The sequence below is a fragment of the Legionella cincinnatiensis genome (assembly GCF_900452415.1).
In the GTDB taxonomy this organism is placed as follows: Bacteria; Pseudomonadota; Gammaproteobacteria; order Legionellales; family Legionellaceae; genus Legionella; species Legionella cincinnatiensis.
In genome coordinates this window covers 3270603-3296556 of record NZ_UGNX01000001.1, presented here as the reverse complement: position 1 = coordinate 3296556, position 25954 = coordinate 3270603, and the positions used below count along the sequence as shown (strand labels likewise).

The window sequence follows — 25954 nt, the reverse complement described above, 5'->3', positions numbered from 1 at the left end:
CGATCACATAGATTGCTTTATCATGATTTTAGAGAAATATATGAATAATAATTTAATAGAAGACTTTGACCACAAAATAAGGAAATATTTAGATTCTCTTAATTTACTTAATAGGGAGTGCGAGCATGTATTTCATTATTGCTCCTTGGAAGCTGGGTTAGGTATTCTTAAATCAGAATGCCTTTGGATGAGTCATCATAGGTATATGAATGATCCCAGTGAAATTGGTTATTCAATGGATTTGATTCAAGGTTGTATGAGGTCGAATTTAAATGGAGATGTGCGAGACAACGTCCTTAACTTTTTGGAAAAGCAAATTGCGGAAAACTACCATTGTCTGATAACTTCGTTTTTGGAGAGGGAAGATTATATGCCTGGCTGGCGGTATTATGCTGAAAATGGCAAGGGTGTAGCAATGAAATTCAAGAAAAAGGTATTTAGCGAAACAACATTCCCAGAAATAATTACTACTGGTCCTGTCATATACGATACTCTTCAAAGAGATATCATTAATAAAATTTTAAGCATATTTTTGATTTATTCACCAGAAAATCAAAAACTGCTCCAACTAGAGTTAGTTACTCAACTCATAGTGCTTATGCCTTTTTTTAAAGTAAATGATTATCAAGATGAATGGGAATGGAGGGCTTTTTCTATTAGAATATTCAATCCGATCCTAAAGATTTATTTACCTTCACCACCTCCGGATCTATTTCTAATTGATTCTCAATCAAAACCAATTTATCAAATCTTAAATTTTTCTTTGGATGATTTGGCAGGAATAACCTTTGGTCCTTGTTGTGATAGTGTGTATTCAGAAAATCAGTTTAGAAAAATATTTCTTCAGAAAGGAGTATCAGAAGAACGAATAAAGAATTTTAATTTTGGAGTAAGTACAAGAAGATATCGTTCATAATTATTTAAACTAGTCTCAAGTCACGATATAACCAAGTAATTCGCATACCATAGGAAAATTTTGATTTGAATATTACTTTAACATTGAGCTGATAGAGTCGTATTGGATTCCAAACTTCGACACAAATTCGACACGTAAAATTTAAGGTTTTATTGAATGGGAACAAAAATTTTTAGATCTCAACCTTAAGTTCCTTTTTATGTCTACATCGCGTCTACATGACTTTTTCGAACTTTCTGAAAACTACCGTAACTACTTGATTTTATTGGTGGGCCCACTAGGACTTGAACCTAGGACCAACGGATTATGAGCCCGTCAATGCAAAAATAACTAATTGATTTTATTATAATTTTAATCGCAGGAATCCACTACAATTGTCGTACGAAGTATAACAGAGTCGTACTCAAATACGCAAATTACCCACAATGGGTTTTTACAAAGTTATTTCAATATTGAAACCCATTTGACTTTACTGGGTTTCAATATTAAAATTATAAGTATGAAACTAAATAATGAAATGACATTGAAAGATCTGTTTGCAAGACCAGTCTTTTACGCCGCAGAGGCACGTGAAGCAGGCATCCATCCCAGCCGACTCAGCTATTATGTAAAAACTAATAGGATTGAACGCATTGGTCACGGTGTTTATCGAGGCGTTGAATCCACTATTGATGCGGATTTTCAATGGGAAGATCTTATTATTATTGCCAAAAGTATTCCGCAAGGCGTAGTCTGCCTAGTCTCAGCGTTGGCTCTCTATGAACTGACGGATGAAATGCCAAGAGAGCATTGGATAGCCGTTCCTCATTCTACAACGGCACCAAAACGAGATCATACTCGTATTGTTAGAATGCGTGATATGGAAACCGGCAAAACCATGTACAAAATAGGGCGGGAAACTGTTGTCATCTTTGACAGAGAAAGAACGATAATAGACGCTTTTCGCTATCTCAGTAAAGAAATTGCCATTAAAGCGCTTAAAGCTGCTGTGAGTGGTAGAGCGACAAAAAAATTGGATATTAAAAATCTTCAGCAGTATACGAGGCAATTTGGACTTAATCTTGAGCCTTATATTTTGACGGTGACAACATGAATGAACAAGCATTAAAAGCACGCTTAAAACATATTGGTAAAGAAAAAGGCAAGAGTTTTAATGAAATCTGGAAGCTATTAGTTTTAGAGCGATTTTTAGCTAGACTTTCTTGTTCTGAATATACTGATAAATTCATCTTTAAAGGCGGTTTGCTATTATCCTACTACCTGACTATCGGCAGAGAAACCATCGATATTGATCTATTAGCTAGACGGCTAAATGCAGAAAAATCCAATGTAGAATTAATCATGCAAGAAATCTGTTTACTCAATCTGGATGATGGGTTTCAGATGCAATTCATCCATCTCGATGATTTAGATCACCAACATATGAATTATCCTGGGTTTCAAGTAGGGATTGCCGTTCAATTTGGGGTAATGAGTGATAAATTTTTTGTAGACATTGGTGTGGGGGATGTGGTTGAGCCAATATTACTGGATTGGCCATCTTTTAGCTACAAAGAAATACCCTTGTTTAACGATTCCATTTCGCTGGAAGTATATCCAGTGGAAACTATTTTTGCCGAAAAACTGGAAACCCTCATTTCTCGTGGCGCAGCTAACAGCCGTATGAAAGATTATCATGATCTTTTATTACTTTGCCGAGAAGATGGGCTGCTTGATAAAGATCGCTTAAAAGATAACATTGCCCATACATTTCAAAAGAGAGGAACCGCATTTTCCATTCCAGTTCAATTTCAGGCTGATGAATTAGAGAGGATGCAATTTCTTTGGGCTGGGCATTTACGTGCTTTAGGTACTTCTCGAACTCAGTTACTTGGTATACCAGGAAAGATTGATGCGGTTATTAATCAACTAAATCAGTGGTTGTTAACCATTTAAGCTGATTGCCACAATTATTTAAAGACTAACTAGCTTGCGTGCTATATAACTAAATCAGTCCAACCCAGTTTTGTTATAACACCACGTTTCGATTATTATATTTTTATTTAATATTTTTCAACGAAGGATGCCCATTGTTATGAGTATAAATTCTCATCATAAGCAGCGTAGTTTGCCACGAACTCAAATCTTGGCTGCTCGAGCTTTTGCGTCAATTGAACAGTTCCTTCATATTGAGGCAGTGAGTGGCATTATCTTGCTTATTTCAGCCACAATAGCATTAATATGGGCTAATTCCCCGTGGGCTGATATCTATGCAACTATATGGCATACCTCTTTTTCTATTAGCTTAGGTCAGCTTCAATTTTCTAAGTCACTTCATTTTTGGATCAACGATATTCTGATGACCTTTTTCTTTCTCATTGTGGGTATGGAAATTCGTAGTGAGATGCATGAGGGTTCGTTAAGTAAAATCAAGCAAGCAATATTACCTGTTATTGCGGCCTTGGGTGGGGTCATCATCCCGGCAATAATCTTTCTAGCTTTTAATTTTGCACCAATACAGCAAAATGGATGGGCTGTCCCTACTGCAACTGATATTGCGTTTGCAGTGGGAATATTGGCATTATTAGGCCGCTCTATTCCTGGGGAGGTTCGAGTATTTTTGCTCTCTTTAGCTATTATTGACGATATTATTGCGGTACTCATTATTGCTTTATTCTATTCGGAAGGTCTCAATTATTGGGGATTTCTAACAGCGGGAATCGGTATTCTATTGGTGTTGGGTTTTCAGTGTATTGGCATTGGTTCAGCATGGAGCTATCTTATTCCAGGGAGCCTTATTTGGTTTGGAATTTTTATGAGTGGGGCGCATCCTACCTTAGCAGGAGTAATTCTTGGTCTAATGACTCCTGTGAGATCCAAATCCATGTCTGAGCGTCCTTTAGATTTATTATCACGTATTACCAACGAGCTTACAGGACGAGATATTAAATCAGAAGAAGGACAGAGGCAAAGGCATCTACTTCAGAGGCTTCAAGTGGCTAAAAGAGAATTATTACCTCCGGTAGTTCGAGTTCAGCAAGCATTACACCCATGGATTGCATATATCGTCATGCCATTATTTGCACTAGCAAATGCAGGTATAAATCTCAGTGAAGGCACTTATTCTGTTCCAGAGCTATCTATTACAGCTGGTATTGCCGTAGCGCTAGTTTGTGGAAAACCTATAGGTATCGTTGGAATTAGCTGGATTTGTGTTAAGTTAAAATGGTGTCATTTACCAGAGGGCGTGACATGGGGTGGTATTTGGTTGGTAGGTCTTCTTGCAGGAATTGGATTTACCATGTCAATGTTTATTGCCATGTTAGCTTTTCATGATATGAATTTTTTAAATGCCGCGAAATTAGGAGTACTGTTGGGATCTCTTACTGCGGCTATAATAGGAGTTATATGGGGTATAATGTATTTGAAACAAATAGCTAGGAAGCAGACGAAATAAACTAGTCTTTTTCCTTAATAAAATAATGCTCATATAAGCTTAAAAGTTTTTTACGATCCTCTTTTAGAGGAAGACTTTCATTTGCAGCCTCTTTGAGGGATAGTGCATGAGTGGTTAAAATAGATTTATATAAGTCATTAGTGATGTTTTTATGTATGGAAATAATCATTTCCATCATATGAAAGGTTGCATTCCTGTCTTTACAAACATAAGGTTGCACTCTACTAAATATTAGGTCACAAAACTCCTGAAAGGAAATTGGTTTAGTTATTAATCGTAATTTATTCTCAATATCTGCTCTATAGGCCGAAGGCTCATCCGTTTTTGATAATTTTTGTATGCTTGATTGCAGCCAATCCAAACAGGTCATAGCTGTGAAAGGATCATTAATCCCCGGTGATAAAGCACGAGCAATGATTTCCACCATTTCATCTACCAGAAAAAGGATGTCCTGCTCTTGATTGCGCTTGTGGCCTAATGCAAACACATCAGTACATTGTTTCTGCATATGCTCATCCACTTTTTGAGATGAAAAAATAGTAAGTAGAGTGGTGTCTTCAGTAATATAAGTTCCAGGCCTTACTTCTAATTGAATAATCAAATCATTCTTTGTAGCAATATCAATTAGTGAATTTCCCTCCAAGATACGAATGTAGCCCTGGGTAGTGGACTTTACAAGCGTTTTCCTTAGCAAAGACAAGTCTATTGATTTTTGAGTGTGTTCTTTGCCTATATTTATAGGAAATTGACAGCTGATTTGATTATTTAAATCCTCTCCGACTCGGGCTATCACATTAGACATATTAATACTTTCAGGGATGTGATGGATAAAGCTAATCAAAACAACCAAGCTGCTTATAGTGAAGATGATAGCCATCAGCAAAGATATTTGAGGAATAAAAACCTGCCCATTAATCTGTGTGATACCTTCTTTATTCGCATTAAACAGTGCTAATAAAATGAATAGGCAAAATAAAAACGTAGCAATGAACGTACCCAATGTGATTTGATTTGCTCTATCCCTCATAAAATTTGAAGTGAGTCTTGGGCCAACCTGACTGCCAGCAAAAGCAACGGCTACAATAGTCATAGAGAAGGTAACCCCGGCTACGGTAATCATAGACGTGGCGATTGTGGATAAAATACTGCGAGCTCCTTCGGGATTACTGGCATGAAACCAACCCCATTTTTCTAACCATTGCCAAACAAATATATGATCTAACCGTAAAGTTAAAACAGAAAGTAGGAAAGCAATGACGCACATCAGCAAAGGAATATACCAATAACTCGCTCGTAACTTAGAAAGAAAGTCCCGTATTTTTGATTTCATTCATATTCCTTGGACGGTGCTATTACCCTATTTTTTATAATTATATATTAAATCTAAAGAATTAAAGTTTAGGCAGGAATTTAGAGTTTGATTATGCAGATTAGGCCTGAGCTTTTGAGAGAATTGAGCAGAGATTCTAATAAATTAGAATTTTATTATAATGCGAGTAAAATGATTAAGTAATGCATTAAAGGGATTTATGAGATGGATATATTTAAAAAATATTGTGTGAAATTCTTTTTTTTTAGCTTCTTTTTATTATTATTTTTGGCGGGCTATCGTCAATTGCTAAAGCCTTCAGATATGGCATGGATTCCTGGTGGCGACTTTATAATGGGTAGTAATAGTTCCATGGCAAACCGAAACGAGCAACCTGCGCATAAAGTGCATGTAAATGGATTTTGGATGGATAAAACAGATGTAACTAATGCTCAATTTGCTTTATTTGTTGAAGGTACAGGCTATGTTACTACAGCGGAACAAAAACCAGATTGGGAAACAATTAAAGCGCAGGGGTTCTGTTGCGAAAATATTAATGTGCATAGAGCAAATTTATTCTGGGCGCAACTATGCAGCGAGCCCATAGAACTGTTCAAAAATAGTCTCAGTGTGTGACTGTTTATGTTGGCCTTTACGAAGCATGTGGTGTAATTCTATTCCGGTCAAGGTTGCTTCGGCTGAGTGGAATACTTTAAAGCCTTTCATAGGTTTAGTTATTTTTTTAACAAAGCGGTGATCCTGCTCAACGATATTGTTGAGATATTTGACTTGTCTAACCATTATTTGAATAGGGACGCCACCAAAAATAAACAATAAAACCAACTGAATATTGATGGTGTCTATGCCGGCTTTGTTTGCACCACCTTTATCCATAGTTACTTTTTCTGGAATACCGTTTGAACCGATGGCCTTAACAAAAAATGATCTGGCGGCTTGCTCATCACGTTTTTGTGTAAACATGAAATCAACCGTATTGCCTTGTTTGTCTACGGCTCGGTATAAATACAACCAAACACCTTTAACTTTAACGTAGGTCTCATCCACCCTCCAAGAACCACCAACTTGACGCTTATGACGTTGGCGGAAAGCACTTTCCAGCTGAGGCGAATATTCAACCACCCAACGATGAACAGTAGAGTGATCAATTTTCAAACCGCGTTCTAACGCTAATTCTTCAATATCACGGTAGCTTAATGAGTAAGCCAAGTACCACCGCACCAACATCAAGATAAGGTCTTTTTTGAAATGCTTCCATTTGAAACTGATCATTAGCCTGCTCTGAGAAAATTGGCGAGATTAGCATGTTCCATAATTTTTCGCGACAGAACCAAAAATTTGGAAACTCTAACAAAATCTGGAATTTCTGCGACAAAACCCATTGCTGCGTAATCCAAATAATAGGAAAGAAAAAGATACATCTCAAAACCGTAAGGTGATTAGTTTATGAGTCTGTGTCGATTGTGCCCCACAAAATCCCCACAATGGTTTTTGAGGGGTTGGGATAGTCAATTGTAACTTATTGATTTTACTGGCTTAAATTGGTGGGCCCACTAGGACTTGAACCTAGGACCAACGGATTATGAGTCCGCTGCTCTAACCAACTGAGCTATGGGCCCGAAGAGGGAGTCATTTTAAACTTAATTTACTTAATGTGCTAGTTTTTTTTATTTTTTTTAGCCTTATCTTATTTAAAAAATGAGGATAAGAGATTTAAGGTGCTCTTTATCCTCATTTATGAACTTAACCTTCATCGCCTTCGAGGAAACTTCTTAGTTTTTCTGATCGGGATGGGTGGCGTAGTTTACGTAACGCTTTGGCTTCAATTTGACGAATGCGCTCACGAGTTACGTCAAATTGTTTTCCTACTTCTTCCAGGGTATGGTCAGTATTCATTTCAATACCAAAACGCATCCGAAGGACTTTAGCTTCACGTGGTGTCAGTGTTTCCAAAATTTCCAGAGTCGCTTCGCGTAGTCCTTCGGCAGTAGCCATATCGATAGGAGATTCAATGTTGTTGTCCTCAATAAAATCACCTAAATGCGAGTCATCATCATCGCCAACCGGAGTTTCCATGGAAATCGGTTCTTTAGCGATTTTTAAGACTTTACGAATCTTGTCTTCGCTTAACTCCATTTTTTCGGCAAGTTCTTCTGGGGTTGCTTCACGTCCTGTCTCTTGAAGAATTTGTCGAGAAATGCGATTGAGCTTGTTAATGGTCTCAATCATATGAACTGGTATACGAATAGTCCGTGCTTGATCAGCTATGGATCGAGTAATTGCTTGCCTAATCCACCAAGTAGCATATGTAGAAAATTTATAGCCACGGCGGTACTCAAATTTATCTACGGCTTTCATTAAGCCTATATTTCCTTCTTGAATTAAATCAAGGAATTGTAAGCCTCGGTTGGTGTATTTTTTTGCTATGGAAATTACTAGGCGTAAATTTGCCTCAACCATTTCTTTTTTGGCACGGCGTGCTTTCGCTTCGCCAATAGACATTTTACGGTTAATTTCTTTAATTTCAGAAATGGATAAGCCATATTCTACTTCGAACGCAACTAATCGAGATTGGATGCGTAAAATTTCTTCAGTATTATCCTGAATACGATTCATATCAAGTTTTTTGCCGTATTTCGCAATAATTGTGCTCAACCACTCAAGATCAGTTTCTTGACCAGGGAAAGTATCTATAAATAATTTCCTTGGAATGCGCGCTTTTTCAATGCAAAGGCGCATAATACCACGTTCATGCTCTCTGATGTGATTACGTAATTGTCGGAAGTGGCGGGTTAAGCGATCTACTTGTCTTGAAGTGAGTTTAAGCTTTAAGAATGACTCCGACATTATCTCTAATGCTTTAATGGTTTTCGCATGAGTTCTGCCATGTTCCTTTAATGCAACCAGTGCTGCTTCATAAGTTTCACGTAAATCATCAAAGTAAACTTTCGCTTGTTCAGGGTTAGGGCCATCGTCAACTTCACTGATGCCCCCTTCACCATCTTCATCTTCATCGTCAGATAAAAGAATTTCTGCTTCTTGCTGTTGATCTTCGTCAAGCATGGAGCCAATGCTCGAAGCAGGAGCTATTTCATCTTCAACATCAGCAAAGCCGCTAATAATTTCATTAAGACGAATTTCTTGGGCATTGAAGCGTTCATAATCATCAAGAACAAGTTGTACTGTTTCTGGATAGTGAGCTAAAGACTTCAGTACTTGATAAATACCTTCTTCAATGCGTTTAGCAATACGGATCTCACCCTCACGGGTCAATAATTCTACGGTGCCCATTTCACGCATGTACATGCGTACAGGATCTGTAGTGCGGCCTGTTTCCTTGTCCACAGACGCGAGTACCATTGCCGCTTCTTCAATATCAGGCACTTCTTCAGTATTGAGCAGAAGCGCTAGTTCATCATCACCTGGTGGTAGCTCAAACACTTTGATATTCATGCCTTCTAGCATGCTAATAATGACATCAAAATGTTCCGTGTCGACTATATTCGGCAGTAAGTCATTGATTTGACTGTACGTCAAATAACCCTGTTCTTTTCCTAGGCTAATGACTTTGGTTATCTGTGAGCTTTGCTGTTCTTGATCATTTATGGTCATAGACACTTCTCTAGGGACAATTGGAAAAAATCCTAAAAAAACAACTCAACCCTTAGCATTAAGCTATTGATTAAGTTTTGATTGTTTTTTTAGGATTACAAAATCTTATAATTATAAACTGGGTAGCAGCAACATACCAGTAATTTTTCATTGCTTTTTTGGGGTTTTCTTAATTTTTTGTAATTAACTAAGTACAGAATTGGCTCAATCAATTATGTCTTTCTTTTAACATTTCTTGTAATTTCATTTTTTCTGCTTCGTTTAAACCATGCTGGCGTGATTTATTAATGAGCTGGCGTATGCTCAATTCTCGGTTTTGTTTTTGTAAAAAGAACATGATATCAATAAATTCTTTGACAAGCTCTAGTTCAGGTACTTGATGATCCCATGCTGCTAATTTATTGATAAAATCAAAATAGGAATGATTTCGCCACGCTTCAATCAATGTTGCGGTATTTGCTTTTGGGTTTAGGGCTAATTGGCTTAAGAGTTGAAGCAGTATTTCATGTTCCTGAGCATCTAAAAGTTCAAGATTCATTTGCGACATGCTTTGTGCATAAATTTCTGGATGCTGTAATAAAAGAGCTACGGCAACACGCATGGGGGTGCGTGTAATTGTCATCATCGGTTCTTGAGGAGTATTTTTAGATTGATCGGTAATGAGTTGATTAAGTCTATGAGGTTCAATATGGGTTAAGCGTGCAAGATCTTCTATGAGGATTTGCTTGTATGATCCTTCGCTCATCTTTTGTAAAAAAGGCTTGGCTAGATTAATTAGTTGAGTTTTTCCTGCAGGTCTGAGTAAATTCAGATCTTTTACTAAACTGTCAAAGAAGAGGCGATTTAGGGGAGTAGCTTGTTTTATTCGATTTAAGAAATTTTCTTTCCCCTCTTCTCTGACAAGACTATCGGGATCGTGGCCATCAGGTAAAAACATAAAACTGACGTCCAAACCTAGATTTAAATGAGGTAAGCTGCTTTCTAGCCCACGCCACGCAGCTTGTTTTCCTGCATTATCTCCATCGAAGCAAAAAATCAAAGACTTAGTATGTTTGGTCAGTAACTGAATATGATAGGTGCTCGTGGCTGTACCTAATGTGGCTACTACGTTTGTAATTTCATGCTGCGCTAGGGCTATGACATCCATATAGCCTTCAACAATAATGATATAATCTATGGATTTTTGTTGGCTTAAAACTTGATGCAATCCATATAACTCTCTACTTTTTTGAAAAATTACAGTTTCTGGGGAGTTCAGATATTTGGGTTTTTGTTCTGAGTCTAAGACGCGTCCGCCAAAACCAATAATACGTCCATGCCGATCATGAATAGGGAACATAATTCGATTACGATAGCGATCATAAATTTTTCCATCTTCATTTTTAATGAGCATGCCTGTTGCAATCAGTTCACGTTGATTGCGAGGAAATGCTTTTTCCAAGTGATGCCATCCTTCGGGTGCAAAACCCAATTGATAAAGTTTAGCTATTTCTCCACTTAATCCCCGATCGCGTAAATAATTAATGGCAGATTGTCCTTCATGCTTTAATTTTTTTCGATAATAAAGACTTACTGCTGCTAAAAGTTTATAAAGATCACGAGATGTATTCTCTTTTTCAGTTTGTTTTTCTCGAGGGATAGTTAAGCCAATACGTGTAGCAAGAGTTTCAATGGCATCAACAAATCCCTGATTGAAGTAATTCATTACAAAACTAATGGCATTTCCTGACGCGCCACAACCGAAACAATGATAAAACTGCTTTTTGGCAACGACATTAAAAGAGGGGGATTTTTCATTATGAAAAGGACAACAAGCAACATGACTGTTCCCTCTTTTTTTTAAGGGAACATAACTGTCAATAAGTTCAACCAAATCCGTGCGTTGTAGGAGATCATCAATGAATGGCTGAGGGATTAAGCCAGACATGGTGCTCCTTAACTTAATTTAGCCTTAATTAATATGCTAACTTGTGCCATATCAGCACGTCCTTGTAAATTTGGTTTTAACAAAGCCATGACTTTACCCATGTCTGCCATTTTTGTGGCACCTGTTTCTGCAACGGCATCATCAATCATCTTTTCGATTTTTGCAGCAGATAATGGTTCAGGCAAATAGTTCTTTAAGATATTCAGTTCAAATTGTTCTTGTGCTACTAAATCATTGCGATTTGCTTTTTCATATTGCGCTATGGATTCTTTACGTTGTTTACTCATTTTATCCAAAATCACCAACATGCGTTCGTCGTCCACTTCAATGCGCTCATCAACTTCAACTTGTTTCACCGCAGCAGTAATTAAACGTAATGTAGTGAGTAATTCTTTCTCTTTGGCACGCATAGCATCTTTAATGTCATTATTGAGGCGTTCTTTAATAGTCATTTTTAATTCCTTAAAAAAGAAAAAGGCCACATCCGATACAACACCTTAGTCAATTTATTTGTGACCATGCGCAGTATATGTGACCCTAGTAAAAATACAGGACAGAGAAAAATCCTATTTACGTCGGCGTTTTGAACCTTGTTGTCTCGCAGATGCGTCACGAGAAATTTTCTTTAAATGACGTTTTACTGCAGCTGCTTGTTTGCGTTTGCGCTCAGCAGTTGGTTTTTCATAAAATTCACGACGGCGTAATTCGGTTAAAATACCGGCCTTTTCACAAGAGCGCTTAAATCGGCGCAATGCGTATTCTGGGTTTTCGCCTTCTTTGACGCGAACGGTAGGCATTAAACTGGTCCTCTGGTTATTTGACTTATTAGGTGGGCAATTCTAGTGCTAGTTGAGGCACTCGTCAAGTTTTAAATCGATAAATTTATTAACGCTTAATCTATCTAAGGTATCTATATTATCACAAAGATCATTTTTTAATCTTCAATAAGAGATAGAAACCTTCTTACCGAATTAATGTGTTACAATGATAAGTTTGATTGAATCTTCATCTTTGGATTAGGTTTTTTTATGTTCGTTTTAGGCATTGAGTCTTCTTGTGATGAAACTGGTGTAGCTATATATGATTCAAATACCGGTTTGTTAGCACATGCGCTGCATTCACAAATTGAAACTCATCGAGTGTATGGAGGAGTGGTACCTGAACTTGCTTCACGTGATCATATCAATTACTTGATTCCCTTGATTGATGAAGTTCTTCAACAGGCTGGACTTGATAAAAACTCTTTAGATGGGATTGCTTATACAGCAGGCCCAGGTTTAATTGGTGCATTACTGGTGGGCTCTTGTTTTGCAAAAAGTTTAGCCTATGCTTTACAGATTCCCGCATTAGGTATTCATCATTTGGAAGCGCACGTATTGGCTGCAAAAATGGAAACGCCCTCTCTTGAATTTCCTTTTATTGCTCTTTTAGTATCAGGCGGCCATTGTCAATTAATTGAAGTCAAAGATTTAGGGGCATATCGGTTACTTGGGGATACTATGGACGATGCTGTAGGTGAGGCTTTTGACAAAACTGCCAAACTTATGGGAATTCCTTATCCAGGGGGGCCAGTATTGGCAGCACTTGCAGATCAGTGTGAATCAACTCCTTATCGTTTTCCACGGCCTATGACAGACAGACCTGGACTTGATTTTAGTTTCAGTGGCTTAAAAACATATGCATTAAATACGTGGAATCAAAGTACAAAAGATGAGCGCGCACGCTTGGAGATTGCTAAAGCATTTCAACAAGCTGTTGTCGATACGTTAATGATTAAATGTAAAAGAGCACTTCAACAGTCTTCGTACAGACAATTAGTGGTTGCAGGTGGTGTCGGAGCGAATAAGTCATTACGCACAGGCTTACAGGAATGGATTGAAAGTATTGGTGGAACAATTTATTTTCCTGCTTTGGAATACTGTACCGATAATGGAGCAATGATTGCTTATGCAGGATGCTTACGGATGTTAAGAGGAGAAAGGGACTCGAATTCTGGAATAGAAGTTAGGGCAAGATGGCCATTGGCATGATGTCAAAATTTCTTACCCTTTGCTTATAATTATTCTTCTTTTTGATCATTTATTTTAGGTTTTGATGGAGCAGATTTTTTTGGTGCTCTTGTTTTCTTTTCGGAGGTGTCTGCCGGCTTATTCTTTGCTTTAGTTGTTGTGGTCGTTTTTTCTATTTTAGTTGCTGTAGGTTTTTCGATTATGGTTTCTGTGATTGTCACAGTTTCTATTTCAATTTCTGTTTCTTGGGGAGAGATTGTTTGTTGTTTTCTATGGTGATGTACCGGTTTATGTTCTTCTTCCATGATTTCTTCAATAACATTTTGCCTTAGCTTGATTTTAGATTCTGTTCCATCCATTAAACGAGTAATGTTATCTTTGTGCTTATAAAGGATGAGTAAAGCTATAGCGAAAATGGGTAGGAAAATATCCAATTGTTGAATGAGTAAGAGTGAATAGAAAGGGGATAACCCAATAGATGTTATCGAGGCTAATGAAGAGTAACGAGAGAATTTAGCTACTAATAGCCAAGTTGCAGCAACCATAATGCCGACAAGAAAATGCAGACCTAATAACGCACCTATTGCAGTTGCAACTCCTTTTCCACCTTTAAATTCAAAAAAAACAGGATACATATGGCCAACCACTGCTGCTAAAGCAGTAAAACTAACTGTTACTGGATCTGCGTTTAACATTTTAGCGATGACTACTGGAATAGTACCTTTAAGAAGATCGGCTGCCATAACTAATGCGGCATATTGCTTGCCTGCCAGTCGTAAAACATTAGTCGCGCCAGGATTTTTTGAGCCTTCCGTGCGTGGATCAGGAAGCGAACACGCTTTGCAGATAATAACTGCAGAGCAAATAGATCCCATTAAATAGCCGAGAACTACTAAGAATATTGATAATATCACTGCTTGCTCCTTTTTTCGGAAAGTATTTTAATTATTAATTAATCTTTATTTACAAGCAAGTAGCTTCACTTTATACCTTAAAAATAGGTCCATTATTTATCAGGCTACAAGTATAATGCTTGCAGATCATTTGTATAACGTCGTCCTAAAGGAGTGATTTGCCAATGTGTTTCTGTCAAAGTAATTAATTTTTTCTTCTCAGCTATTTTAAGTTGGGGGAGTAGATCGGTGAGTGCTAGTCCTGTGGTTTGCGCAAATAGTTCTAAGGGAATGGTTTGTTCAAGACGTGTTGTATTGAGCATAAATTCAAAAAGAAGATCCTTTTTATTTACGGGTTCTATGTGGGCTAAAAAAGGTTTTTGAGGGTCTAAATATTCTTTTGGTTGACGGTGTTTTCGTGTTCTTAAGACTCCATTTTTAGTGGTGATTTTTCCATGAGCTCCTGCACCTATGCCTAAGTAATCACCAAATAACCAGTAATTTAAATTATGCCGAGACCGATGATTTGTTTGAGCAAAAGCAGAAATTTCATAACGTTCAAAACCCGCTGTTTTGAGTAATGCTAATCCTTCTTCTTCCAGGAGATAAGTTTCATCTTCTGAGGGTAAGGTAGGTTTTCTTTTATAAAATAGGGTGTTTGGTTCTAAGGTTAATTGATACCAAGATAAATGCTCTGGTTGGTGGGCTAACGCAGAACGTAAATCCTCTATACCTTGGAGCATGCTTTGTTGCGGTAAGCCGTACATAATGTCTAAATTAAGGTTGGTAAACCCTGCATTTCGTGCTGATTCAATGGCTCGGTGTGCTTGCTGACCATCATGAATGCGGCCCAATGCACGCAAATGTTCGTGATTAAAGCTTTGAATGCCTAAGGAAAGACGATTAATGCCTATTTGTCGGTAGTCCATAAAACGCTGTTGTTCCACAGTGCCAGGATTAGCTTCCATAGTGATCTCTATGTCTGGGGCAAAGGGCAAAAGGCATTTGAGTTCAGTGAATAAAGTTTCATAGGCGTGCGCAGAAAGTAAGCTCGGGGTGCCGCCACCAATAAAAATAGAGCAAATTTCCCGGATTTCAAAATGCTGTAAATCAGCTTTTAAGTCTGCAATAAGTGCTTGAATATAACTTTGTTCCGGCAAGATATCGGGGCTTTTATGTGAATTAAAATCACAGTAAGGGCATTTACGAATGCACCATGGAACATGAATGTACAACGATAAAGGGATCATTATTCTTTTGAGCTGGCTTGTTTGAACATGCAATAGTATACTTCGCTCAGTTACAATTTGAAGTTTTTCGCACTAGTGATGAGATAAAAACTTCAAATTGTAACTGAGCGAAGTATATCATATCGCGTGCTTTATCACAAAAATTATAATTATTCATTTTACTTTTCTTATAAATAGAATAAGAATTTGAGATGTTATACCTAATAAAAAAGGAAATCACATGGCGAATAAACGAGTAAGAGTTGCTGTTACTGGAGCAGCAGGACAAATTGGTTATGCTTTATTGTTTCGAATTGCTTCTGGGCAAATGTTTGGTGCAAATACAGAAGTCGAATTGAATTTACTTGAACTTGAAGCTGCTCTTCCTGCTTTGGAAGGGGTTGCTATGGAACTTGATGATTGTGCTTTCCCCTTATTAAAGCGAGTGGTTTGTACTGCGGATATGAATCAAGCGATGGATGGGGTAAATTGGGCTTTATTAGTGGGTTCTGTTCCCCGTAAACAAGGAATGGAGCGTTCTGATTTATTGCAAATTAATGGTGGAATATTTACCAAACAAGGCCTGGCAATTAATGATCATGCAAGTGATGATGTACGCGTGTTTGTAGTAGGTAATCCTTGCAATACAAACTGCTTGATTGCCATGCATCATGCTAAAGATGTACCCAATGATCGTTTTTATGCGATGACTACTTTGGATGAATTAAGATCACGTACTCAATTAGCTAAAAAAGCAGGTGTAGATATTACTGCTGTGACTCAAATGACCATTTGGGGTAACCATTCTTCTACCCAATACCCTGATTTTTATAATGCAAAAATCAATGGCGTTTCTGCGGCACACGTCATTGATGACTCTTGGTTGAAGGATACTTTTGTTTCTACAGTACAACAGCGTGGTGCTGCGGTAATTAAAGCACGCGGTTCTTCTTCTGCTGCTTCTGCGGCAAATGCTATTATTACTGGTGTAAATCATTTAGTTAATGATACTCCAACAGGGGAGTCATTCTCTATGTGTCGTAGTTCGCGTGGCGAGTATGGTGTTGATGAAGGATTGATTTTTTCATTCCCTTGCCGTCGTGAGCAAAATCAATTAAAAGTTGTTGAAGGCTTAAGCTTTAATGATTATGGTCGTGACATGTTTAACAAAACCCTAGATGAGTTAAGACAAGAACGTGATACCGTTAAATCTTTAGGTTTATTAGATTAGACACTATTTTTAATTCGAGTATTGCAGAAAGCCAAGCTTGAATTAAATGAGGTCATCTGGCTCTTATTTTCTATATCCTGTAGCTTGCTTGCGGGATATAGGCTTTTTATTAAGAACACCAGATTCTGTGCGGGGCTTATAATTTATGCTTTAAATGATTTTCTTCAGCCGCGGATAGGGGTGGTTGCTGGCGATTTTTGTATTCATCTGTTTGATAGATGCGAAAAAATTCAGAACGCTCCAAAATTGATTTGGCTTCCGTATTACGCAAAAGGGTAGAAATAGAGCGTCCGTTAGATAATATTTCATTGACTTTATCCACTAGTTGTTCTACTTGCGTAAAGGTGTTTGGATGTTCCTGTAGCAAATTAGGTAAGTACTTAATTATTGCGCTAGCTATCTGTTCATCAGTTAAGTAAAGAATGAGACGTGTATTTGCAATTTTAATGAAATCACTTTCTGATTTCATAATCAGCCGGAATAAAAACTCTGGATCTTTTTCTAAATGCGCTCTTAATTTTTGACTAAAGCCAAGATGTTCTCTATGTGCAATTAAGACAAGAGTTTGTTCACTTGATGCAAATTGAGTGAACACTTTTCCTGACTGGGTATTTAGCCAGGGAATAAGTTCAACATCTTGCTGCTTAACAGATAGGACATTAAAGGGAAACCTTGCTGAAGCCTTAGAATGAGGTAGAAATTTATCCCAATTAACTCGAGGCAATTGGTGTGTTGCCGCCATTAAATCAATCGAGATTTTTACAGCTTCGAAATTAACTCTTAATTTCTCAAAGTGAGGTAATGCCGCGCCTATTGCTTTTACCAAATGAATAAACGTTACTTTTTGTTCTACATTGTAATTGGTACAGGCCTCTTTTAAATGCTGGATTTCAGGATAAGTAAATTTACCGTTTCTCATTGGCACGGAATGAAATGCGGATTCTAATGCTGTTTTTAGCGAATAAAAAGGGTCATCCATCAAATTATCCTCTGTAGGCCCTTATTTAAAAGTAGTTTATAAAAACGCAAATGCCAAGATTTTTTGCAAATTGACTACGATGAGTCTCCATGATTCAAAAAAATACCTTAACTCGCGAGAGGAATGCCTTTTTGGGTTGTTAATGTGTTATGAATAAACACTCTGAGAATTTTTCTGTCATAATTTAATTATCTCTTAATTGAAATTACTCTATTTATCATTATCTAGGTTGTTCATAAGTAGCTCAATAAGATAAAAATAATACCTTTAATAGAATGTAATTGTGATTAATAAATAATTATATTTTGAAAATAATGTGATGTTGAGTAGGTTATTTTAACGTCAATTATGGATAAGAAATCGAGTTATTACTTCGCTCCGTTCGGGCTGAGGAGGCGCACCAGCGCCGTCTCGAAGCCTTGGCAGGTACTTTCGAACCCGATGCCAAGGCTTCGAGACGGCGCTGGTGCGCCTCCTCAGCTCGAACGGAGCGTGATAGAGACTCGTTATAACTATATCTTTATCCATAACTAACGTTATTTTAGAAGGAGAGTAACAACGTTTATTCTAAAGTTCTGCTAAAATAGGTACATTTATTTTGTACGGATGTAAACAATGCAGTCTTTCAAAGTGGTTTTTGTTGTTATTATTGCAATTGTGTTGTGGGCTTCGGCATTTATTGGGATACGAATAGGATTAACAGATTATTCGCCAGGTGCCCTTGCACTATTGCGATTTATGATTGCATCACTTTGTCTTTTAATTATTTACTACGGTTTAGGGATAAAAAAACGAGTTGCATGGAAAGATCGTATCCAGTTGCTTATTGCTGGAATGGCTGGAATAGGTATTTATAATATTTGTTTAAATTATGGTGAGCTTAGTGTTTCTGCAGGGATAGCCAGCTTTGTGATTGGTTTTATGCCTGTGATGACCGTAGTTTTATCGCTTATCTTTTTGCAAGAAAAACTAAAGCGTAGTGTTTGGTATGGCATCTTAATTAGCATATTAGGTCTGGTGCTGTTGATGGTTGGTGAACAATCAGTTCCAGGAATGAAACAAGGAGTTTTAGCGATTTTAATTTCTGCTTTAATGGGAGCTATTTTAACAATTGTGCAAAAGCAATTTGTACGTGTTTATCATCCAGTTGCGATTATTGCTTGGGTAATGTGGGGTGGGACTTTATTGTTGGTTATTTTTCTACCTGATTTACTGAGGCAAATTAAGATTGCCAATATTCAGACTACCATGGCAGTTGTTTACATGGGGATTTTCCCCGCAGCCCTTGCTTATCTAGCCTGGGGATATGCATTGAAATATTTATCTGCTTCCAAAGCGGCAATTACTTTATACGCACTTCCTATTGTATCTACTTTAATGGGATTTTTATTATTACATGAACAACCTTCACTTCTTTCTTTGATTGGATGCAGTATTACTTTGTTTGGTGCTTTTATTGCCAGTCGTTCTCAACTAGGAGCTTCTTTAGCTTATAAGGAACCTCTCAAAATAGAATAGTTTTCTTTATAACTTTAAAGTTGTTAATTAATCTCTGTAAAAAGCTTCAAACTGAGTTTATACTTTTTATTTTGAAGTTTTTGGCGAAATACTCATGGAATTGAGAATTGATAACACTCCGTTTAAAGCCCTATTCCAGTCTTTGGATTTAGGTTTTACTCAATTAAAAAATCGTTTATTAATGGGATCGATGCATACTGGTCTTGAAGAAGATAAGGACAGTTTGAATCGTTTGGCTCAATTTTACAGAGAAAGAGCCCTTGGAGGTGTAGGATTAATAACTACTGGGGGTTTTGCACCGGATCGAGTAGGACGTTTGGCTCCTTTTTCTGCTAAATTGACGAACAGCAAAGAACAGCAACGACATGAATTAATCACCCATACAGTGCACGAGGCAGGGGGTAAAATTATTCTGCAGGCTTTACATGCTGGACGTTATGGTTTTCATCCTTTTGTTGTCGCTCCCAGCGGAATCAAATCACCGATCAGCCCATTTAAACCCTGGGTGATGAGTCAATATCGAATTAAAAAAACCATCAAGCATTTTGCTCGTTGTGCTCGACTTGCTCAATTGGCTGGTTATGATGGGATTGAAATTATGGGCAGTGAAGGCTATTTAATCAATCAGTTCATTGTTACTCATACCAACCAACGCCGAGATGAATGGGGGGGGAGTTATAGTAATCGTATTCGTTTTCCTATTGAGATAGTGAGGAGTGTACGTGAAGCAGTGGGTGAGAAATTTATTATAGTTTTTCGTTTGTCCATGCTTGATTTAATTGCTGACGGTAGTAATTGGGAAGAAATTGTGATTCTTGCTAAAGCCATAGAAGAGGCTGGTGCAACTTTAATTAATACGGGTATTGGCTGGCATGAGGCACGGATTCCAACTATTGCAACTATGGTTCCTGAAGCTGCATTTACTCATTTAACCCAGCATTTAAAACCAGAAGTGAAAATACCGGTGATTACTTCCAATCGTATTAATACCCCTGAATTAGCCAATCAATTAATTGAGTCAGGTGTTGCTGATATGATCTCTATGGCCAGACCTTTGTTAGCCGATCCTCTATTTGCCGAAAAAGCCAAAAAAGGTGAAAGTGAAGCAATCAATGTGTGTATTGCATGTAATCAGGCTTGTCTTGATCGCGTTTTCGTGAACAAAACTGCCTCTTGCTTGGTGAACCCTCGGGCATGTAATGAAACTGAGTTGATTTATGAGGTTACTGCAGAACCCAAATCAATTGCCGTAGTAGGTTCTGGCCCTGCTGGGTTGGCTTTTGCCGCGGTTGCTGCTGAACGTGGGCATAAGGTAACTTTATTTGAAAAAAATGCACAACTCGGTGGACAATTTAATTTAGCAAAAAAAATCCCAGGCAAGGAAATTTTTCAACACACGCTGGATTATTTTACTTATCAATTACAGAAATTTAAGGTAACAATTCACTTAAATACAGAAGCAACAGTGGAGCATTTGCTGGATTTTGATGAAGTAGTTTTGGCGAGTGGCATTAAGCCGCGAGTCCCAGAAATTCCAGGCATCGATCATCCCAAAGTAGCCAGTTACATTGATGTAATTACTGGAAAAAAGGAAGCAGGTAAACGGGTTGCAATTGTTGGTGCAGGTGGAATTGGTTTTGATGTAGCTGAATTTTTAACTCATGAACATCAGGCTTCTAAAGAACAGTTTTATAATGAATGGGGTATTGATGTATATGGGAAATATCGAGGTGGGATTAAGCCTCCTGAAAGTACGCCTAGCCCACGTGAAGTTTATTTATTACAGCGCAAAAATGAAAAAATGGGTAAACGTTTGGGAAAAACTACGGGTTGGATTCATCGCGCAAGTCTAAAACATAAGCATGTTAAAATGATTTCTGGGGTGAGTTATGATGCTATTGATGATCAAGGGTTACACATACGCATTGATGAAACTCCCCAGGTTATAGCCGTTGATACCGTGGTGATCTGTGCTGGACAAGTCGAATTAACTGAACTATTCACCCCTTTAAAAGAGGCCCAAAAGAATGTCCATTTGGTTGGTGGAGCATATAAAGCATTAGAGTTGGATGCACGTCATGCTATTGATCAAGCCTGTCGTTTAGCTGCTCTGATTTGAGGTAATTGGTTAATACTTATTAAAGAACAGAGGCTTGGATGGATTCTTGCAATATGCCTTAAGAGACCCTCTACTGTCGCAGAGGGTGAAGTTAACTCACAATCCTGTACTGAGAGAATCATCTTGTATCTGTTCAGGGAGTATGCTTGTCTCTGGTGAAAGGCTGTATTTTTGCGTAAAATGTGACAAATTCAGCCTTTCGGTGCATGAGGGGTGAACGCTTACATCATCTTTCTGCTTTATAAAAATTCTATTTTATTTGCTAAACTCATCAAATGCTTCTAAAGCTTCTGCTGCATACATTAAAGAAGGCCCACCTCCCATGTAAACAGCCATCCCTAAAGTGTCTAAAAGTTCTTCACGAGTAGTTTGTAGTTTGATTAACGTTTGAGAGTGGAATCCAATGCATCCTGGGCATTGTTTTGCAACGGCTAAAGCCATAGCAATTAATTCTTTAGTTTTTTTATCTAAAGCACCATCTTTAGTTGCGGCTTGAGCTAGAGCTGAAAATCCAGACATCACTTCTGGCATTTCTTTGCGCATTTTAGCTAATTGCGTGCTGATATCTTTAGTAATATGAGTAAATTTATCTGACATTTGAACGAGCTCCTTTTTTTAATCACTCATTTTTATGGATTGTTCATAAACAACCTAGTAAATTCGAGTAATTATTTTAATGTAACGCCAAATAGGCGTTTCTAATTTAACTCATTATGTGATTTAGAAAAAGATCTTAATGATTGTTCTATAAAAGCAGCCGGTTTTTTCTAGGATGAGACAGCTCGATTTAATGTTTCTTTTGCTAAAGTTAAACGCCGCTCGACTTCTCCTAATTCGGCTTTTAAATTCAAAAGTGAGTTAGAGTCTTGTTGATGCTGTAATTGCGCTAAACTTTTGATCATTGCTTGCTGTTGAGTTGATAAAGCTTCAATCTCTATTTCAAGATCGCTTATCCATTGTTGTCGGGTACTTAACATTTTGATGCCAAAATAATTTTTCCCTTCTGGTTTATTTTTCCGATGATGTATTTGGCATAAGACCACTAACACATTGATCTTTTGCCGGATGCATTCCGCTAAGTAAAAAGCACTACGTTTGTTAGTTTGTTTGGATAATGCATGTATGTCTGCCTTAATTTCAGCAATAAACATTGCAGCAGTTGACTCTGAATTAGTACGAAATAATCCTCTAGGTACGCTATGGCTTAAAAAAGACATGTCTAAGCCATTTATCTTCCATTCTAATTCAGGTAATCGAGCAATTAATTTATTAAGCAACTCATCGGGTTCAAGGAGCATAAGTAATACCCTAATTAATCCAAAATGGGCTCCATTGCTGTTGTTTTCCCTTGTATCCATGAACTTATAAACGGTGGCGAACACATTAAAATTAAACCCCCAATTAGAGTCAATTCATAACGTACTAAACTACCTACATTAATACCGTCTGGCGGAATAAAACTTACCCCTAAAGTAGTGCATACACCAATAATACCTATGCCTGCAACAAATAACATTCCGGCTAATCCACCAGGAATTTTAAAGGGGCGATGATGTTCAGGTTCTGACAGACGTAATTTAATTGCGGCAATAAACATCATAAAATACATTAGCATATACAACTGAGCAGCCAATGCAGTTAATAGCCAATAAGATCCATTCACACTAGGCATAAATAAAAATAATCCTGAGAGCACTGTGACAATGGTGGCTTGAGTATATAGCATAACCGCGGGCGCTCCCTTTGCATTGGTACGCTGGAAATAATCCGGTAAATTTCCATCCTCGGCAGCAACCAATAATCCTTTCGTAGGAGCAATAATCCAGTTGCTTACCCCTCCAAGTCCCCCTAAAACTAACATGACTGCCACTACAGGCATCATCCAGGACATATGGTAACTTGAAAAAAATGCTTCAAACGCCTGCATAATTCCTGCTACTAAGTTAATGTCTTTTCCGGGTAACACAATTGCAATCGCTAAAGAACCAAGAATTAAAGTACTTAAAATAATACCTACTGAATAAATTAAAACTTTAGGAAAAGCATGTTGTGGATTCTTTACATCATTCGCATGAACAGTAGCGATTTCTATACCACAGAAGGACATAATAATTGCGGTAAGAGATACCCACATGGATCTATCTTCTAAGTGTGGCACAATACTTGGAATATCAAATTGAATCTGTAACGGATTGCCTTGAGTCATCCAAACTAAGCCTAGGCCAATAATTAACGACATTGGCAATAACAAACCAGCAAGAGAACATAAGTTACTAAATATAGCTGAGGATTTCATTCCTCGTAGGTTTAATACAGTAGTACCCCAAAATGAACTAACAATGATAGCCCATAGAAAATAAGGATTACTTGTTAATGCTGGATTAATTAAATAGCCAATTGTTCCTCCAACAAAAGATAAAATTGTTGGATACCAGATGACATTTTCTATCCATTGCAACCAAATGGCTAAAAAGCCCATTTTTTTTCCAAATGCTTGTTTGACCCAAATATAAATTCCTCCTTGTTTTGCCCATCCTGAGGCTAATTCAGCTGAAACCAAGGCAGTAGGAATTAGAAAAAATAACGCGCCTAGAAAGAAATAAAAGATTAATTGACTACCAAATAAGGCTGTTGCCGGCAAATTACGTATACTATCTACAGATCCAACTGTGATCATAGTTAAACTGAAAATTGTTAGTGAATGTTTTTTCTCAATCATCGCAGTCCTTCAGTGCAGTTTTTTGGGGCTTGCAGAAGCTTTATTATATAAAAAATAAGCTTAAGGAACCCTTAATAATAGGATAATAAATAAACAAAATGTTCCTAAATTTTATTTATTATGAAACCTAAATATCGGTTGTCTTGTAAAATAGCATGATTTAACCAGAAAATCTCTGCATTTTTTCTTAACGCTATGCCAATCAATAGGGCTGAATAAAAACAGTATTTGCTAGTATCATACCATCGCCTCTCTATGCTATAGTGAATACTTTTTTGGGCGTACATTATGTTTGAAACTTTAACTGAACGTTTAACTCGTACCTTTAAAAATTTACGCGGATTAGGTCGATTAACTGAAGAGAATGTACAACACGTTTTGCGTGAAGTCAGACTTTCGCTGCTTGAAGCAGATGTTGCCTTACCCGTTATTAAAGAATTTATAGAGCAAGTAAAACAAAATGCTTTAGGACAAGAAGTTTTAACTCATTTAAATCCTGATCAAGCTTTTGTTAAAATTGTGCATGACGAATTAGTTCATGTTATGGGCGATGAGCGTGCCGAGCTCAACTTCAAGACTCAACCTCCAGCTATATTTTTAATGGCAGGGCTACAAGGCTCAGGTAAAACTACAAGCACTGCAAAACTTGCGCGCTATTTAAAAGAATCTGAAAATAAAAAGGTAATGGTCGTGAGTGTTGACGTTTATCGACCTGCCGCAATTCAGCAGCTTAAAGTATTGGCAGAACAAATAGGCGTTGCCTTTTTCCCAGCAGAAGTCAATGAACAGCCCTTAATGATTGCTCGAAAAGCTTTGGAAGCTGCAAAAAAACAATATATGGATGTATTACTCATTGATACTGCAGGTCGTTTGCATATCGATGCTGACATGATGGCCGAAATTAAAGAATTACATCAAGCAGTAAACCCAATTGAAACTCTATTTGTTGTAGACAGCATGACCGGACAAGATGCTGCCAATACTGCAAAAGCATTTCATGAGGCACTTCCATTAACAGGGGTTATTTTAACCAAAACAGATGGGGATGCTCGAGGCGGTGCTGCTCTTTCTGTGAAACAAATTACCGGACAACCTATTAAATTTATTGGTAGTGGTGAAAAAGTAGATGCACTAGAGCCATTTCATCCTGAGCGCGTTGCTTCAAGAATTCTTGGTATGGGTGATATTCTTACCTTAATTGAAGAGGTTGAGCGCAAAGCAGACAAGCAAGCGAGTGAAAAACTAGCTAAAAAATTAAAAAAGGGGAAGAGCTTTGATTTGGAAGATTTTAAGCAACAACTACTGCAAATGAATAATATGGGTGGTATTGCTGGAATGATGAGTAAGTTACCTGGTGTGAGCCAAATGATGCCTCAGCAAGCAATGAAGCAAGTCAGTGAAAAAGCTATGGCTCAAACTATTGCTATTATTAATTCGATGACTCCAAAAGAGCGGCGTATTCCTAAAATTATTGTTGGTTCTCGTAAAAAGAGAATTGCGCAGGGATCAGGAACACAAATACAGGATGTTAATAAGTTATTAAAGCAATTTGAGCAAATGCAAAAAATGATGAAAAAATTTACTAAACCTGGTGGAATGCAAAAAATGATGCGTGGAATTGGTGGTATCCCTGGATTAAAAGGAATATTACCAGACGATTTTAAATAATTCGCAAGAATTACTTCACAGGGCGAATTAATTTTCGTACAATACACGGCATTTTTATGCTTAGTGCGATTACTAAGTATGTGTAACCACTCTCAAATAGAGGAAAACAATGGTCGTTATACGTTTATCTAGAGGCGGCGCTAAAAAGCGTCCTTTTTATCACATGGTCGTTACTGACAGTCGCAAACGTCGCGATGGCAGTTATATTGAGCGTATTGGTTATTTTAACCCTATAGCGCGTGGGCAAGAGATTCGCCTGCATATTGATGCAGAAAAATTAAGCCACTGGCAAAAAGTAGGCGCAAAATTATCTGACCGCGTTAGTGCATTGGTCAAAGAATTTAATAAAAAAGGCGAAGCTGCTTAATTAA

Annotated in this window: 23 protein-coding genes and 1 tRNA gene; 11 read left to right on the top strand and 13 right to left on the bottom strand. The window is 37.6% G+C overall.

The genetic code is table 11. The features are described from left to right. Nucleotides 1–40 precede the first annotated feature (40 nt). The 4 genes from DYH34_RS14710 to nhaA all read left to right on the top strand — a co-directional run bounded on the left by DYH34_RS14710 (nucleotide 41) and on the right by nhaA (nucleotide 4352). Nucleotides 41–916 carry a DUF2971 domain-containing protein gene (locus tag DYH34_RS14710; RefSeq protein ID WP_058464408.1) on the top strand — a complete coding sequence of 292 codons (876 nt, stop codon included), beginning with the start codon at nucleotides 41–43 and terminating at the stop codon, nucleotides 914–916. A gap of 499 nt (nucleotides 917–1415) precedes the next feature. After that, entirely contained in the window at nucleotides 1416–2009 is a 594-nt protein-coding gene (locus DYH34_RS14705; RefSeq protein ID WP_058464409.1) for a type IV toxin-antitoxin system AbiEi family antitoxin domain-containing protein, read from the top strand. After that, a complete protein-coding gene (locus DYH34_RS14700; RefSeq protein WP_058464410.1) occupies nucleotides 2006–2851 on the top strand; it encodes a nucleotidyl transferase AbiEii/AbiGii toxin family protein in 846 nt (281 codons plus the stop codon). The genes DYH34_RS14705 and DYH34_RS14700 overlap by 4 nt, the downstream gene beginning before the upstream one ends. A gap of 139 nt (nucleotides 2852–2990) precedes the next feature. Continuing rightward, nucleotides 2991–4352 (top strand): Na+/H+ antiporter NhaA, encoded by a 1362-nt coding sequence (nhaA, locus tag DYH34_RS14695; RefSeq protein WP_058464411.1) that lies wholly within the window; start codon nucleotides 2991–2993, stop codon nucleotides 4350–4352. Nucleotide 4353: 1 nt separating this feature from the next. On the opposite strand, the gene DYH34_RS14690 is transcribed toward nhaA, so the two are convergent. Beyond that, nucleotides 4354–5682: a DUF2254 domain-containing protein gene (locus DYH34_RS14690; RefSeq protein ID WP_058464412.1), complete on the bottom strand. Its 1329-nt coding sequence runs from the start codon at nucleotides 5680–5682 to the stop codon at nucleotides 4354–4356. A gap of 204 nt (nucleotides 5683–5886) precedes the next feature. Between DYH34_RS14690 and DYH34_RS14685 the strand changes: the two genes are divergently transcribed. Continuing rightward, nucleotides 5887–6297 (top strand): SUMF1/EgtB/PvdO family nonheme iron enzyme, encoded by a 411-nt coding sequence (locus tag DYH34_RS14685; protein ID WP_058464413.1) that lies wholly within the window; start codon nucleotides 5887–5889, stop codon nucleotides 6295–6297. On the opposite strand, the gene DYH34_RS14680 is transcribed toward DYH34_RS14685, so the two are convergent. The 6 genes from DYH34_RS14680 to rpsU form a co-directional block, all read right to left on the bottom strand. Continuing rightward, nucleotides 6250–6951 carry an IS6 family transposase gene (locus tag DYH34_RS14680; protein ID WP_058464414.1) on the bottom strand — a complete coding sequence of 234 codons (702 nt, stop codon included), beginning with the start codon at nucleotides 6949–6951 and terminating at the stop codon, nucleotides 6250–6252. The genes DYH34_RS14685 and DYH34_RS14680 overlap by 48 nt on opposite strands. 270 nt (nucleotides 6952–7221) lie before the next feature. Beyond that, nucleotides 7222–7298 (bottom strand) — tRNA-Ile (locus DYH34_RS14675). 124 nt (nucleotides 7299–7422) lie between these two features. After that, the gene (gene rpoD / locus DYH34_RS14670) at nucleotides 7423–9291 is read right to left on the bottom strand and encodes an RNA polymerase sigma factor RpoD (RefSeq protein ID WP_058464415.1); all 1869 of its coding nucleotides are present in this window, start codon (nucleotides 9289–9291) and stop codon (nucleotides 7423–7425) included. Nucleotides 9292–9499: 208 nt separating this feature from the next. Beyond that, nucleotides 9500–11218, bottom strand: a complete 1719-nt coding sequence (gene dnaG, locus DYH34_RS14665; protein WP_058464416.1) for a DNA primase — start codon at nucleotides 11216–11218, stop codon at nucleotides 9500–9502. Nucleotides 11219–11226: 8 nt separating this feature from the next. Then, complete coding sequence (locus DYH34_RS14660; protein ID WP_058464417.1) at nucleotides 11227–11670, bottom strand: GatB/YqeY domain-containing protein; 444 nt, start codon at nucleotides 11668–11670, stop codon at nucleotides 11227–11229. 114 nt (nucleotides 11671–11784) lie between these two features. Next, on the bottom strand, nucleotides 11785–12015 hold the full coding sequence (rpsU, locus tag DYH34_RS14655; protein ID WP_003634990.1) for a 30S ribosomal protein S21: 231 nt from the start codon (nucleotides 12013–12015) through the stop codon (nucleotides 11785–11787). 231 nt (nucleotides 12016–12246) lie between these two features. On the opposite strand from rpsU, the gene tsaD reads away from it, so the two are divergent. Beyond that, nucleotides 12247–13248: a tRNA (adenosine(37)-N6)-threonylcarbamoyltransferase complex transferase subunit TsaD gene (tsaD, locus tag DYH34_RS14650; protein ID WP_058464418.1), complete on the top strand. Its 1002-nt coding sequence runs from the start codon at nucleotides 12247–12249 to the stop codon at nucleotides 13246–13248. A 29-nt stretch (nucleotides 13249–13277) separates the two neighbouring features. On the opposite strand, the gene plsY is transcribed toward tsaD, so the two are convergent. After that, nucleotides 13278–14141, bottom strand: coding sequence for a glycerol-3-phosphate 1-O-acyltransferase PlsY (gene plsY, locus DYH34_RS14645; protein WP_058464419.1), 864 nt, complete (start codon nucleotides 14139–14141; stop codon nucleotides 13278–13280). A gap of 104 nt (nucleotides 14142–14245) precedes the next feature. Further along, nucleotides 14246–15370 carry a radical SAM family heme chaperone HemW gene (hemW, locus tag DYH34_RS14640; RefSeq protein ID WP_058464420.1) on the bottom strand — a complete coding sequence of 375 codons (1125 nt, stop codon included), beginning with the start codon at nucleotides 15368–15370 and terminating at the stop codon, nucleotides 14246–14248. A gap of 220 nt (nucleotides 15371–15590) precedes the next feature. Between hemW and DYH34_RS14635 the strand changes: the two genes are divergently transcribed. After that, nucleotides 15591–16580, top strand: a complete 990-nt coding sequence (locus DYH34_RS14635) for a malate dehydrogenase (RefSeq protein WP_058464421.1) — start codon at nucleotides 15591–15593, stop codon at nucleotides 16578–16580. A 136-nt stretch (nucleotides 16581–16716) separates the two neighbouring features. Here DYH34_RS14635 and DYH34_RS14630 read toward each other — a convergent pair whose 3' ends face one another. Then, complete coding sequence (locus tag DYH34_RS14630) at nucleotides 16717–17559, bottom strand: hypothetical protein (protein WP_058464422.1); 843 nt, start codon at nucleotides 17557–17559, stop codon at nucleotides 16717–16719. Nucleotides 17560–18174: 615 nt separating this feature from the next. On the opposite strand from DYH34_RS14630, the gene DYH34_RS14625 reads away from it, so the two are divergent. Both DYH34_RS14625 and DYH34_RS14620 read left to right on the top strand, forming a co-directional pair. Next, a complete protein-coding gene (locus tag DYH34_RS14625; protein ID WP_058464801.1) occupies nucleotides 18175–19077 on the top strand; it encodes a DMT family transporter in 903 nt (300 codons plus the stop codon). 94 nt (nucleotides 19078–19171) lie between these two features. Further along, nucleotides 19172–21196, top strand: a complete 2025-nt coding sequence (locus tag DYH34_RS14620; protein ID WP_058464800.1) for an NADPH-dependent 2,4-dienoyl-CoA reductase — start codon at nucleotides 19172–19174, stop codon at nucleotides 21194–21196. 255 nt (nucleotides 21197–21451) lie between these two features. On the opposite strand, the gene DYH34_RS14615 is transcribed toward DYH34_RS14620, so the two are convergent. From DYH34_RS14615 to DYH34_RS14605, 3 genes are all read right to left on the bottom strand, one after another. Beyond that, nucleotides 21452–21793 carry a carboxymuconolactone decarboxylase family protein gene (locus tag DYH34_RS14615; RefSeq protein ID WP_058464799.1) on the bottom strand — a complete coding sequence of 114 codons (342 nt, stop codon included), beginning with the start codon at nucleotides 21791–21793 and terminating at the stop codon, nucleotides 21452–21454. 170 nt (nucleotides 21794–21963) lie between these two features. Further along, entirely contained in the window at nucleotides 21964–22494 is a 531-nt protein-coding gene (locus tag DYH34_RS14610; RefSeq protein ID WP_058464798.1) for a hypothetical protein, read from the bottom strand. A gap of 14 nt (nucleotides 22495–22508) precedes the next feature. Further along, nucleotides 22509–23915, bottom strand: a complete 1407-nt coding sequence (locus DYH34_RS14605; protein WP_058464797.1) for an APC family permease — start codon at nucleotides 23913–23915, stop codon at nucleotides 22509–22511. Nucleotides 23916–24203: 288 nt separating this feature from the next. Between DYH34_RS14605 and ffh the strand changes: the two genes are divergently transcribed. Both ffh and rpsP read left to right on the top strand, forming a co-directional pair. Beyond that, a complete protein-coding gene (gene ffh / locus DYH34_RS14600) occupies nucleotides 24204–25583 on the top strand; it encodes a signal recognition particle protein (protein ID WP_058464796.1) in 1380 nt (459 codons plus the stop codon). Between the two features lie 109 nt (nucleotides 25584–25692). Continuing rightward, nucleotides 25693–25950: a 30S ribosomal protein S16 gene (gene rpsP / locus DYH34_RS14595; RefSeq protein WP_058464795.1), complete on the top strand. Its 258-nt coding sequence runs from the start codon at nucleotides 25693–25695 to the stop codon at nucleotides 25948–25950. The last annotated feature ends 4 nt before the right edge of the window (nucleotides 25951–25954 follow it).

Coding starts and splice junctions, on each gene's coding strand:
- DYH34_RS14710 (WP_058464408.1), top strand. CDS start 41: ATGAATAATAATTTAATAGAAGACTTTGACCACAAAATAAGGAAATAT.
- DYH34_RS14705 (WP_058464409.1), top strand. CDS start 1,416: ATGAAACTAAATAATGAAATGACATTGAAAGATCTGTTTGCAAGACCA.
- DYH34_RS14700 (WP_058464410.1), top strand. CDS start 2,006: ATGAATGAACAAGCATTAAAAGCACGCTTAAAACATATTGGTAAAGAA.
- nhaA (WP_058464411.1), top strand. CDS start 2,991: ATGAGTATAAATTCTCATCATAAGCAGCGTAGTTTGCCACGAACTCAA.
- DYH34_RS14690 (WP_058464412.1), bottom strand. CDS start 5,682: ATGAAATCAAAAATACGGGACTTTCTTTCTAAGTTACGAGCGAGTTAT.
- DYH34_RS14685 (WP_058464413.1), top strand. CDS start 5,887: ATGGATATATTTAAAAAATATTGTGTGAAATTCTTTTTTTTTAGCTTC.
- DYH34_RS14680 (WP_058464414.1), bottom strand. CDS start 6,951: ATGATCAGTTTCAAATGGAAGCATTTCAAAAAAGACCTTATCTTGATG.
- rpoD (WP_058464415.1), bottom strand. CDS start 9,291: ATGACCATAAATGATCAAGAACAGCAAAGCTCACAGATAACCAAAGTC.
- dnaG (WP_058464416.1), bottom strand. CDS start 11,218: ATGTCTGGCTTAATCCCTCAGCCATTCATTGATGATCTCCTACAACGC.
- DYH34_RS14660 (WP_058464417.1), bottom strand. CDS start 11,670: ATGACTATTAAAGAACGCCTCAATAATGACATTAAAGATGCTATGCGT.
- rpsU (WP_003634990.1), bottom strand. CDS start 12,015: ATGCCTACCGTTCGCGTCAAAGAAGGCGAAAACCCAGAATACGCATTG.
- tsaD (WP_058464418.1), top strand. CDS start 12,247: ATGTTCGTTTTAGGCATTGAGTCTTCTTGTGATGAAACTGGTGTAGCT.
- hemW (WP_058464420.1), bottom strand. CDS start 15,370: ATGATCCCTTTATCGTTGTACATTCATGTTCCATGGTGCATTCGTAAA.
- DYH34_RS14635 (WP_058464421.1), top strand. CDS start 15,591: ATGGCGAATAAACGAGTAAGAGTTGCTGTTACTGGAGCAGCAGGACAA.
- DYH34_RS14630 (WP_058464422.1), bottom strand. CDS start 17,559: ATGGATGACCCTTTTTATTCGCTAAAAACAGCATTAGAATCCGCATTT.
- DYH34_RS14625 (WP_058464801.1), top strand. CDS start 18,175: ATGCAGTCTTTCAAAGTGGTTTTTGTTGTTATTATTGCAATTGTGTTG.
- DYH34_RS14620 (WP_058464800.1), top strand. CDS start 19,172: ATGGAATTGAGAATTGATAACACTCCGTTTAAAGCCCTATTCCAGTCT.
- DYH34_RS14615 (WP_058464799.1), bottom strand. CDS start 21,793: ATGTCAGATAAATTTACTCATATTACTAAAGATATCAGCACGCAATTA.
- DYH34_RS14610 (WP_058464798.1), bottom strand. CDS start 22,494: ATGCTCCTTGAACCCGATGAGTTGCTTAATAAATTAATTGCTCGATTA.
- DYH34_RS14605 (WP_058464797.1), bottom strand. CDS start 23,915: ATGATTGAGAAAAAACATTCACTAACAATTTTCAGTTTAACTATGATC.
- ffh (WP_058464796.1), top strand. CDS start 24,204: ATGTTTGAAACTTTAACTGAACGTTTAACTCGTACCTTTAAAAATTTA.
- rpsP (WP_058464795.1), top strand. CDS start 25,693: ATGGTCGTTATACGTTTATCTAGAGGCGGCGCTAAAAAGCGTCCTTTT.